This window comes from Methylobacterium sp. NPDC097929 (assembly GCF_049543375.1).
Lineage (GTDB): Bacteria > Pseudomonadota > Alphaproteobacteria > Rhizobiales > Beijerinckiaceae > Methylobacterium.
The window spans coordinates 77,229-89,324 of sequence record NZ_JBMVEP010000017.1; the positions used below are offsets into that span (position 1 = coordinate 77,229).

A 12,096-nucleotide genomic window follows, 5' to 3' on the forward strand; every position below is an offset into this window, starting at 1 on the left:
ACACAGGACGCTGCAGTGGGTTAGGTTCGCTGCATGGTGACAGGCGAAGCGTAAGATCAAAGTTTCTTTCGCGCAGTGATCCGTTGCCTTCCGCACCGCGCTGACCAACCGAGACCTTGCCAAGCGTCGTTAGGGGCTGTGAGGTCTGACCGACCGCTTCGCCGCCACCGGCGAGTTCTGGAGAAATAAGGTCTGAGTCAGGCGCGGGAACCTGAGCAGATTTATCCGGAGGTCAGGCCTCGATCATGGACCGTACGCGCTCGGCCATCGCCTCGATTGAAAATGGCTTTGTCAGGATCCCCATGCCCTGGCCCAAACGCCCGTTCCCGAGGACGGCATTCTCGGCGTAGCCGGTCACGAACAGCACCTTGAGGTCCGGGCGCCGAACCCGTGCGGCGTCCGCCATCTGGCGCCCGTTCATGCCCCCGGGCAATCCCACGTCGGTCACGAGCAGGTCGATGCGGGTGTTCGACTCCAGCACCTTGAGGCCGGCGACGCTGTCGGCTGCCTCGATGGCAACGTAGCCGAGATCTCCGAGCACGTCGGTGACCAGCATGCGAACGCTGGGTTCGTCATCGACCACGAGCACGGTCTCTCCTTGCTCGGAGCGCGGCAGAGAGCCGCCGGCGACGGGAACGTCTGCGTCGACCTCTCCGAGGTACCGTGGAAGATACAGGCGCACCGTCGTACCGATGCCGAGTTCGGAATAGATCCGGGCCTGCCCGCCGGACTGGATGGCGAAGCCGTAGATCATGCTGAGGCCGAGGCCGGTGCCCTCGCCTACGGGCTTCGTCGTGAAGAAGGGGTCGAAGGCCTTGGCGACGGTGTCGGCGCCCATGCCACATCCGATGTCGGTGACGCAGAGCGAGAGGTACTGTCCAGGTTCCAAGTCGCGTGCGCGAGCATCGTCGTGGTCGAGCCAACGATTGGACGTCTCGATAGTGATGCGTCCGCCATCGGGCATCGCATCTCGGGCGTTGATGCAGAGGTTGAGCAGCGCGTTCTCAAGCTGCGGCGGGTCGACCAGCGCGGGCCACAGAATCGGTGCCCCGATGACCTCTAGATGGATGGACGGCCCGACCGTCCTGCGGATCAGGTCCTCCATGCCCTCGACAAGACGGTTCACGTCCGTTGGCTTGGGGTCGAGGGTCTGCCGACGCGAGAAGGCTAGGAGCCGGTGGGTCAGCGCGGCGGCGCGGCGCGAGGCGCCCTGGGCGACTGCCATGTACTTCTCGACGTCACTGATTCGACCCTGTGCGAGGCGGGTGCCGATCATCTCCAGGGCCCCAGAGATACCGGCGAGCAGGTTGTTGAAATCGTGCGCCAGCCCACCCGTGAGCTGCCCAACCGCTTCCATTTTCTGCGATTGGCGTAGCTGGGTCTCGGCCGCCTGCAGGGCCGCCGTCCGTTCCTCGACACGCTGTTCCAGCTGCTCGTTGAGCTCGCGCAGTTCGATGAGGGCGCGATCCCGCTGCTCCTCGACCGCGCGCCGCTCCTGCACGTCGATGAGAACCCCGGGGAAGCGCAACGGGATACCGTCCGGGCCGTGCTCGACGAGGCCGTTGGCTTCCAGCCAGTAGTACAGGCCATCCGCCCGACGGACCCGGTACTGGTGCGCGTAGCGGCCGCCCCGCGTGATTGCCTCCTCGATGGCCTTGGCCAATCCGGCCTGGTCGTCGGGATGCACGGTCTCGACGACTTGGGCCAAGCTGATGCCACTGCGTCCGAGGGCGGGATCGAGGCCGAAATTGATCGCGAACGCCTCGTCCACCGTGAAGCGGTCGGAAGGTAGGTCCCAGACCCAGGTGCCGATGATGGCTCCGGCCGCCAGAGCGAGTTGGACGCGCTCGACGTTCGCCCGTGCGAGCGCCTCGCTCTCCCGGAGCGCGGCATCCCCGAGTACGCGGCCGGTGGTCTCGTTGGTGAAGATAAACAGGCCCGCAACCGCACCTGTGCCGTCGAGCACGCGCGAATACGAGAACGACCACCAAGTATCCTGCTGGCCGCGGTCGGTGTCGAGCTTCCAGGGCAGGTCGACGAAGCGCTCAGGCCGGCCGTCGAGGGCATCCTGGATGATGGGTTGGGCCTGCTCCCACCCGTCCGCCCAGACGCGGTCGAAGCGCTCGCCCATCGCCCAACACAGGCGCGGACCGAGCAATGGGAAATAGGTGTCATTGAAGAAGAAGTGCAGCTCCGGCCCCCAGGCCAGGATCATGCTCTCGGGTGAGTTCAACACAAGGGACAGGGCGGTGCGCAGTTCGGTCGGCCATCCTGAGGGATGCCCGAGAGGGTGCCCAGACCAGTCCCGTTCACGGATCATGCGTGAAGCTTCGCAGCCTCCGTCGAGGAAGGCCAAAGGATCTGTAACCGTATGTAAGCGCATTGCCGGATCTCTACGATTTGCTACCTGGTTAGGGAACGGTATCCGGGTAAAAGGCGATGATGTTTCGTCGCTAAGGAAGTCCGATCTGTGCGGCCTAGCCCGGCGAAAGGGGTTCGGGCTCGTTATTCAAGCGACGCAAATGAAAGCAGGGATATTGATCCTCTAGTGAGCATTCGCGGGGCATCTGATTGCCCTTCCGGTCGGGTACTCCAGGAAGCACCCGGGCTGAAGGTATCTCAGCGGCAAATCGACAACCAACACGAAGATCAAATTTTCCGGCTGCCCCTTACGTGCCGACCGCTCGGACTGAACACATCCACGCATTCGCCGAAACAACGGCCATAATCTCGGTGTGGCAGATGTCATACCGGGAGTCGCCGTCGCAAGCAGACCTCTGGTAGCAAAGATGCCACGTAGACGCTGCCGCTTCAATTTCGGTCAAGCGACAATTTAAGACAAAATAGAATCGCCTTCGTCAGCTCTAAGTGGCCGAGCTTTCGTGGTTTGGAAGCGCAGGCGATAATCTGCGGGCATTAAGCCGACCCTGCGCAATAAAGCTCGCCGAAGGGTTGCGGTCGACCCAAATCCTGCCGCATAGGCGATTCTCTTGATTGGCGAAGAGCTGTCTTCCAGTAAACGGCGCGCAATATCAAGGCGTATTGCCTCAACATACGCAGCCGGGCTCATATTCGTCTCGACCTGAAACTGCCGAGAAAGATGACGCGGGCTCACACCTGCCAACTTAGCAAGTTCGCCAAGATCCAGATTTGCACTTGGATTTTCGACGATATAGCTTCGAATCTTATCAATTGGACCTGTTGTTGCTGATTGCGCGTTCAACATTGGGCTAAACTGAGACTGCCCACCCGGTCTTTTCAAAAAGACAACAAGGCGACGCGCCACCCAAAGTGCTAAATCGCGTCCGTGGTCTTCCTCGATCAACGAGAAGGTAAGGTCTATAGCAGCAGATACGCCCGCAGAACTGAAAACATGTCCATCACGAACAAATATATGATCCGGCTCGACCTTAATATCTGGATATTCGTCAGCAAGCTCTTTGGCATACTGCCAATGTGTTGTAACACGGTGCCCTGATAGCAATCCAGAGTGTGCAAGCAGAAACGCTCCTGTACACGTCGATCCGAATCTCCGCGCAAGCATGGCTTGCTGCTTCAGCCAACGCGTAACCCCTTCGCTTGGACGATCCGGCAAACCATAAGGTCCGACGACAATTAACGTATCGGCGAGCTGCGTTGTTTCGCATATACTGGTATCGGGAATGAACTTGACGCCAGATGCACTCTCCGTGGGCGATCCATCTTCGGTCACCAATTGCGTAAGATACAATTGGCCAGAGCGTATTTTAGCATTTGCTTCGAAAATCGCGTCTTGGATGCCGGCGATTTCAAGCAAATGGACGTTGCGAGGCGCAAAAATTCTGATGAGCACGGATCAATCCCATTACAACCGGTATAAATTCCGCTCAACGATCAAGATCTCACACTACGTTGTGTATCCCAATAATTCCAGAAAATAAAAATGTCAATTTCTAGGATGTATTATCAAATAAACAGATTTGCAATTATTCATGTGTATAATATTTCAAGGCCACAAATTACTGTTATCAAATAATTGATCGATATTAACTTGCAAAACTGTTCTTAGATCGTAGTATAAGATGTATATTGCAAATTCTAATTTTCGACTGTATGGACATACTTTATTGACATACTGCTAGTTATTAAATATTGGTCAGCACCGATTTACCCAGCCTATAGTACGGTGCTGTTGAAGAAAGCGTATTGAAGTAGAACTCTCCGCTTTCTTTTGGGTTACATCAGGGGAGAAGGGAGCCCGGGACCTCAGGACGAAGTCGACATGGCCCCTGCTGCACTCCAAAGCTTGGCATATGACAGACGCACCCAGAGACGTCGGAAGTGACTCCTGTTTGTCCTGAATCGTCACTTTCTAAGAGTTGAAGCGGTGGCGTAAGCCCGGCATCGTCGCACCTGGAAGTCATAGTTCCCCACTAGGGTCAGCGGCGTCTAGCGGTCAAAGCCATAGAACTTATCCCCAGCTCTGTCCGTAACCTATTTTGCGAAAGGATTAGTCAGTGATCGCGATGCCTACTTTCGTTAAGCCGCGGCGCTCGGGCTCAGTTACAGAGTGGTCGCGAATGGCAATCAAAAATACGCCAACTATTAGCGGTCGCTACATGCTAACAAATGCACAAGAATATGCTTGCAGGGTTCGTTGTATCACAATCAATAGCGCCGAGATACTCACTGGCACTACTGGCGCTTCTGGTGATATCGGAGATTGGGTAATTCTATATTTTGATAATATTGGAATTGTCATTGGTTGCATCAATAAACTTACTTCTGGCGGCTTTATTGCCATGCTACAAATTAATGCCAATCGTCGAGATTTAATCAAGGCAAGAATTCAATGGATTATTGGCGAATATTTCGCGAAAATCGAAGTGCGTGATTCAGCTCGCGTTGTGCCAACAGAAATCAACACTTTCGTTCATTTGTCTTCGGATCGAAGCTACCCTGGTACGATCGTCGACCTGTCTCTTTCGGGTGTCGCTATCCGTTTTAAAGCCGCTGATCGCGTCGTCCTGGGGGATAGCATCCGTATTGGCAGGACCAAAGCAACTGTCGTGCGTCGCTTCGACGGTGGCTTCGCAGCCCAATTCGAAATACCTTTCTCGCCAGAGAAATTTCTTCCGGACATCAGACTCTGAATAAAGAAAACGCCTGGTTATACAAAACAACTCAGGATATGATTTAGAGTCTTATCTCTAGCATCATGCTGATCGGCAGCACGCATTTTGACGTGTCGTAGGCAGCGCGCTGGCCGAACAAGCGGTGTCTAGACGAGTGCTCATCCAGATATGCCACTTCGGATCATATCCCGGAACGTGCGCTGGATCGGCAGCGTCTGCAAGCTCCTGCCTGAGTATCTTTCTAATTGAGTCAAATCAAATCTGCGACTGAATTGAGATAGATCTTTCGAATTAGCGCTTGCAACACCTAAATTAGGATGATGTGTAGTAAAAAAATATCCAGACTATAATAACTATGCTTCGATGACTCAATTTCCGGGTTGTGAGAAACGGGGCACCCTGGTGGTGCCGGCGAACCCCAGTGGATCACACATGTATCCGGTTCATCCGAATGAAATCAGGCGTCTGAAAGCTCTGCGCGACCTCAACGTGTTCAGCTCTCACCCTGAGCCGACATTCGATGCGCTTTGCCAGACGGCGCAGGCTCTGTTCGCCGTTCCGATCGCCCTCGTCAGCCTCATCGGCGAAACCGAGCAGCGGTTCAAAGGTCGATGCGGCTGGGACGTGGGCGAGACCCCGCGTGACGTTTCCTTGTGTACCTATACCATCCTGTCCGACGCGGTGATGGTGGTCGAGGACGCCACGCGTGATGAGCGATTTGCTGCAAATCGGCTGGTCACGGGCGACCCCCACATCCGCTTTTATGCCGGCGCGCCGCTCGTGCTCGCTCCTGGCATTCACCTCGGCGCCTTGTGCATCATTGACCGGGTGCCACGCACGTTCTCGGCCGAGCAGCAGGGCCAGCTTCGGAGCTTGGCGCAGATCGCCGTCACCTTGCTGCGCATGAGCAGAGCCCAGCGCGAGGCTCGTGAGAGTGCAGCCTTGTACCGGCTGCTGGCCGACAACACGACCGATGTGATCGTCCGCTGCGACCTCGATGGGACGCGCCGCTACGTGTCGCCCGCAGCAAAGCGGCTGCTCGGCTTCGAGCCGGAGGAACTCGTCGGCACGAAGCCGATCGACTCCGTCCATCCGGAGGACGCCAGAGCCTTCGCGCGCCTGCTCAAACAGGTGGGACGCGGCACGCTCAAGCAAGCCGTCAGCCAGCAAAGGTACCGCCGCAAGGATGGCGCGTGGGTCTGGGTCGAGGTCTCGTTCGATCTCACCACCGACCCGGCGACGGGCGCATCGGACGGCTACGTCGCCGTGATCCGAGACATCTCGCAGCGCAAGGAGGCCGAGCGGCAAATGACGCATATGGCGCGTCACGACTCGCTCACGGGTCTCCCGAACCGGCTCGTCTTCCGCGAGCAGCTTGCGCGGGAGATCGCGCGGGTCAAGCGCGGCGGTGGCTTCGCGCTGTTCTGCCTCGACCTGGATCAGTTCAAGCCGGTCAACGACACCCTCGGCCACCAGGCCGGCGACAGCGTGCTGTGCGCGGTGGCGCAGCGGCTGAAAGGCGTCGTGCGCGCCGAGGATATGGTGGCACGCCTTGGGGGCGATGAGTTCGTCATCATCCAGACCGGTACGGGCTGCGTCGAGAAAGCGGGCGCACTGGCCGAGCGGCTCCTCGCGGCGGTCGCAGCGCCGGTCGATCTCGGCGGCTATCCGGCGCGCATCGGCCTCAGCATCGGAATCGCGCGCGCGCCGGACGATGGGCTCGACCCCGACCGCCTGTTTTGGCTCGCGGATCAGGCGCTCTATCGCGCCAAGGCCGCCGGGCGGGGCGGCTATCACCTCTCCGGGACCGAGGAGGCTGGGCCTCCCAGACCCGCGGAAGAGAAAGCTCTCGATCCGACGACGGACCTCGCACGCCCGGATCAGCCCGAGCATGGTGTGTTCGACGCGCTCTTCCGCGGCCTTCTCCAGAGCAGCACGGACTGTGTGACCCTCGTCGATCCGGAGGGCGACCTCCTGTTCATGAGCGCCGGCGGTCAGGCGTTGATGGAGATCGACGACATCCAGCCGCTCCTCGGCCGATCCTGGCTCGCGTTCTGGCACGGGGTCGATCGCGAAGCGGCTCAGGCCGCGCTCGCGAACGCAAGGGCCGGGCACAGCGCCAGCTTCCGCGGCTTCTGCCCGACGCCTTCGGGGCAGCCGAAATGGTGGGCGGTCAATCTCAGCCCGCTCGCGGGCGGCCGACACGGCCCCGAGCGCATTCTGGCCGTGTCCCGCGACATCACCGAACAGGTCGCGCTGGATGCCGATCTACAAACGACGGTGCGGCGCTATCAAGCCCTGATCGAGGCCACCGGCACCATGGTCTGGCGCGCGGACGCCGCCGGCAGCATCATCGAGATCCGCGGCTGGGCGTCATACACGGGTCAGGCCACGGACGCCTATCTCGGCGATGGCTGGCTGAAGATTGTGCACCCGGAGGACCGGGAGACGATCACCGCAATCTGGCAGGCGACCATGGCGACCGGGCAGGCGGGCAGTGCCACCTACCGGGTCCGCCATGCACAGGACCGGTACCGGTGGGTTCTGGGACGGACCGTACCGCTGAAGGATGAGACGGGTCGGGTCCGGGAGTGGGTTGGCACGATCACCGACATCCACGAGCGTCACGAGGCCGCTGAGACCATCCGGATTCAGGAGGAGCGGTATCGCCTGGCGGTGCGCGCCACGCAGGACGGAATCTGGGACTGGGACGTGGCGTCGGATGACGTCGCCTGGATCAAGGCGACCGGCGAAGTGCGCACCTACACGGATGATGAGAGCAAGCCGTCGTGGTCGCGCTGGGCGGCTCGGATCCATCCCGAGGACCGCGCGCGCGTGACCGCCAGCTTCGCCGCTTCCGTCGACGGCACGGACGATCGGTGGCAGGCCGAGTACCGCTACCGCAGCGGTGCCGGGGGCTACAAGGAAGTGATCGACCAGGCCTTCGTCGTCCGCGACACGCGGGGGCGGCCCGTCCGCATGGTCGGTGCGGTGCGCGACGTGACCGAGCAGCGGCGGGCGATCGCCGCGCTGCGCACCAGTGAGGAGCGCCTGCGTCTCGCCTTGCGCGCCGGCCGGATGGTGGCGTGGGAGCGCAACCTCAAGACGGGTCGGGTCAGCCAAACCGAGAATGCCCCCCACGTCCTCGGCCTGGCGGCGGAATTGCGATCGGAGTTCCTGGATCTCGTACACCCGGACGATCGCTCGCAGATGGCGGACTTCATTCGAACCTGCGGCGCGCGCGAGGAGCGCGAGTTCCGGTACGTCTCACCCGCCGGACGCATGCAATGGCTGTGTTCGTCGGTCGAGCGGGTCGATGCGGATCGGATCGTGGGGATCACCTTCGACATCACGGACCGCAAGCTGGCGCAGGAGAAGCTGTGGCAGACGGCCAACCTCGACGCGCTCACGGGTCTGCCGAACCGGCAACTGTTCCGTGGGCGCGTGGAGGCGGCGCTCGCGGCGGCGGAGCGGGACGGCACCTGCGTGAGCCTGCTTCTGATCGACCTCGATCATCTCAGGGACGTGAACGACACCCTCGGCCACGACGTCGGCGATGCCGTGATCTGCGAGGTTGCCGATCGTCTGCGGGAGGGTCTACGGCCCTGCGATACGCTCGCAAGGCTCACGGGCGACGAGTTCGCCCTCATTCTCGTCGACCCGCTGCGCCTGCCCAACGCCGTCCAGCATGCGGAAGCGCTGATCGAGCGCCTGCGCCAGCCGTTGCAGATCCGGGACCAGACGCTGACCTGCAAGGCCAGCATCGGCGTGGCGGCCTGCCCGGATCACCACACCGACCTGCGCGAGCTTCTCAAGGACGCCGATATCGCGCTGTCCCAGGCCAAGGCGCGGGGCCGAGACCGCGTAGTCGTGTTCTCGGCCGCGATGCGCGTCGACGCCCTGCGTCGGCTGAGGATCGCCGCGGAGGTGCGCGCCGCCCTCGCGGCAGGGCAGATCGTGCCGTATTACCAGCCGAAGGTCTGCCTCACGACGGGCCGGATCGTCGGCTTCGAGGCGCTGGCCCGCTGGCGGCACCCCGAGAGGGGGCTACTGACGCCGGGCTATTTCGGTTCGGCCTTCGAAGATCCGGAGTTGTCTACCGCGATCGGCGACAGGATTCTCGAAACGGCGGCGGCCGACATGTGCGTCTGGAACGCGCGCGGCATCGACTTCGGGCGCGTGGCGGTGAACTTCGCCGCGGCCGAGTTCCGCAAGCCCGATCTGGCCGGCATGATCCTCGATGTCCTGAGCCGCTTCGGGGTCCCTGCGACGCAGTTCGAGGTCGAGGTCACCGAGACGGTGTTCTTCGGTGCGGGGGCCGAGACCGTGCCCGCGACGCTGACACGGCTGCACGCCAGTGGGATGAGCATCGCGCTCGATGATTTCGGGACCGGCTTCGCCTCGCTCACGCACCTGAAGCAGTTCCCCGTCGACCACATTAAGGTGGACCAGAGCTTCGTGCGCGATCTGGAACGGGACCCGGACAACGCGGCGATTGTCGCGGCCGTGATCGGTCTCGGCCAGAACCTCGGGATGAAAGTCACGGCGGAAGGTGTCGAGACGGTGGAGCAGGCGCATCACCTCGCGGCGATGGGCTGCGACTACGCGCAAGGCTACCTTTATGCTAGGCCGATAGCCGGCGTGCGCGTGCCAAGGCTACTGAAGACCTGGAACTCCAACGCTTTTGTCGGTCGTAAGGTCCCGGCACGCTCAACTTGAGAGCTTATTCCCGTTGTTGAAATCTCTCCGCATCGCAGTGCGAAGGACCGCTGACAGTGAGTTCCAACCTGTCCGCTAATCGGGACGGAATGAACTGCCTGTTACGGCTGCATTGGGCGCGAAGCAGTCAACTGCTCCCGTCCGCGCGAATGTCTGCGTTCCTAATTTAACGTGCCGAAAGCAGACCGGCAAAATTCCACCCGACCTGGTCGTAGACCTGACACTTGGGATTCGACCTAACCCGATCATAGGGACGCTGTCAGCCCTAACCGAAAGCAGCCATGCGAGCCTCGTTCGGAGATTGTCTGCAAGGAACCGACGTCTTTCTCGAGCGAGAGGAGTTGCTGTGTAGCCGCCTCATTCCAATCGGGGTATGTCTCGCACAACGTTCGAGAGCCAAAGGCGCGAGGGCCAACAGGTCACCTGGACCCGACAGTTGCGGGAACGGGTCAGGAGTTCGCTTTTCGGACGGCGACTTGACCAGCGCCCTGAGCTTGTCCGACATCGGGAAATCGAGGTTGAGGTTCCGGGGCGGGATCGAGGTCTCGAACCATTTGATGTTGCGCCTGGTGAACTCCCCGGACCTCAGCCGCCCGACCAAGGTATCGATGACGAGGCCTTGAACTGGGAATCCTCGCGGCCGAACATCAACTTTGCCGGGGAACCATTTCTTGATGTGCGGATCGCCGTGAAGCACGATGCGGGTCTGCGCTGGAGGCTTCGATGGACGCCAGATGCCAATGCGGACGATTGTGCGTGTACCTGCCGGGTCCGAGCGCGTCTGTCGTCGCGTACCACTGCAGCTACTGCCAACGTCGTAGCGGCTCGCCGTTCGGGGTGTTCGCCTACTATCCAGACAACAGCGTGACGATCACAGGCGATGCGACCCGCTACGAGCGACCGACCGAGACGGGTGGAACGTTCGAGACCTTCTTCTGCGCAGTCTGCGGCTCGACGGTCTACGCTCGGTCGGGAAAGCACCCCACCATGCTGGGCATCGCGGTTGGAGCGATCTGCGACCCCGGATACCCGGCCCCAGTCCGCTCGGTCTGGGGGGAAGGTAAGCACCCCTGGGTGGTCATCCCTGACCCCGCCCAGGACTTCCCCCGCGGGCGGTCCTGACATTGGGAGGCCATCCGTCTCATGTGCGGTCATCCCAGACGATCGCATGTTCCGTCGCTGCAGCGATAGCCTCTCGCATGTAGGCAAGGCCATCCCGGAAGGTCTTGACCGGCACGCGTTCCAGATCGCTGCGATGAGCGGTCAGGGCCCCGCAGATCACCGGGTGCCAGCGAATCGGATGTGCGACCAGCGCGTACCGGCCCCCGCCTGATTTCGAGACGACCCGGTCGGTCTCCAACGCGCAGGCGATGCGGGCCACACCCAGAACGCCCCAGGCCAGCGCGATCGCACTGGCACCCTCGCCTGGTGGTTTCACCGCGAGTGCGGCCTCAGCCTGCTCGATCCAGGTCGACCAGTAGGTCCGTAGGTTGCCAACTTGGTAGGCGCGCAACACCTCGCCATCGTCCGCGATGCCGAGTTCCGATGGCGGCGGTCCGAGCACGGCCCGTCCGTGCCGAGCGAGGCAGCGCCAAACCGCCGGGTTGACCTCGCGGCAGGTCTCACCAGTACGGAAGCGCCCATCCAGGCTGAACGGCACCACCGCATAGTCTGCGGGAGCCCGTCGAAGCGCCTCGACGGTAAGGTAGACACCGTCGAAACGAGGTCCTCCGGCTTCCATCAGTGCGGTGTGGGCACCGGCGAGCATTTTGCACTCGCCCGGGGTCGGCTCCTGGTCGAGGACAGCGACGAAGTCGATGTCGCTCGCACCTGACCGATAGTCATCCAACGCGACCGATCCGACGAGGTACAGGCCTCGGATGGTCGGCAGTTGCGCCCTGTCCGAGTGCCGCAGAAAGGCGGCGACGGTCGTTTCCACGCAACAGGGCAGCGGATCGGCTGCATGCATCACGAATCCTTTGTGCGGCTGCGTCCGCTCTAACGCAACCACGTCTGGAGCTTCGACTTCGTACAGGCACAGACCCACGACAGGCGGAGCCTGCGCATCCTGACGCTGATCGACGAGTACAGCTAGGCGTGCCTGGCGCTGAAAGTCGCGCCGCGCATCAACAGCCTGGGTGTGATCGATGCGCCGGCCGGCGCCATGTGCCTGCACGGCATCCCGGAGAATATCCGCTGCGACAACGTCCTACGTAGCGAGGAAGGACGGCTGGCTAGGCAACAGGTCTCTGTTCGCGAACAT

Annotated in this window: 6 protein-coding genes and 1 pseudogene; 4 read left to right on the top strand and 3 right to left on the bottom strand. The window is 61.3% G+C overall.

Annotation, left to right across the window (positions count from 1 at the left end; genetic code table 11):
- Positions 1-232 precede the first annotated feature (232 nt).
- Positions 233-2,383, bottom strand: a complete 2,151-nt coding sequence (locus tag ACPCJR_RS24170) for a hybrid sensor histidine kinase/response regulator (protein ID WP_391515509.1) — start codon at positions 2,381-2,383, stop codon at positions 233-235.
- Between the two features lie 450 nt (positions 2,384-2,833).
- A complete protein-coding gene (locus ACPCJR_RS24175; RefSeq protein WP_391515511.1) occupies positions 2,834-3,832 on the bottom strand; it encodes a GlxA family transcriptional regulator in 999 nt (332 codons plus the stop codon).
- 727 nt (positions 3,833-4,559) lie between these two features.
- On the opposite strand from ACPCJR_RS24175, the gene ACPCJR_RS24180 reads away from it, so the two are divergent.
- The 3 genes from ACPCJR_RS24180 to ACPCJR_RS24190 all read left to right on the top strand — a co-directional run bounded on the left by ACPCJR_RS24180 (position 4,560) and on the right by ACPCJR_RS24190 (position 10,955).
- Positions 4,560-5,132 carry a PilZ domain-containing protein gene (locus ACPCJR_RS24180; protein ID WP_391515513.1) on the top strand — a complete coding sequence of 191 codons (573 nt, stop codon included), beginning with the start codon at positions 4,560-4,562 and terminating at the stop codon, positions 5,130-5,132.
- A 414-nt stretch (positions 5,133-5,546) separates the two neighbouring features.
- Entirely contained in the window at positions 5,547-9,833 is a 4,287-nt protein-coding gene (locus tag ACPCJR_RS24185) for a diguanylate cyclase domain-containing protein (RefSeq protein ID WP_391515515.1), read from the top strand.
- A 723-nt stretch (positions 9,834-10,556) separates the two neighbouring features.
- Entirely contained in the window at positions 10,557-10,955 is a 399-nt protein-coding gene (locus tag ACPCJR_RS24190; RefSeq protein WP_391515517.1) for a GFA family protein, read from the top strand.
- A gap of 19 nt (positions 10,956-10,974) precedes the next feature.
- Here the strand turns inward: ACPCJR_RS24190 and ACPCJR_RS24195 are convergent, their stop codons facing one another.
- Positions 10,975-11,802 carry an aminoglycoside adenylyltransferase domain-containing protein gene (locus ACPCJR_RS24195; RefSeq protein WP_391515519.1) on the bottom strand — a complete coding sequence of 276 codons (828 nt, stop codon included), beginning with the start codon at positions 11,800-11,802 and terminating at the stop codon, positions 10,975-10,977.
- A gap of 6 nt (positions 11,803-11,808) precedes the next feature.
- Between ACPCJR_RS24195 and ACPCJR_RS24200 the strand changes: the two are divergent.
- Positions 11,809-12,096 (top strand): annotated as a pseudogene (locus tag ACPCJR_RS24200) (hypothetical protein); the annotation flags it as partial.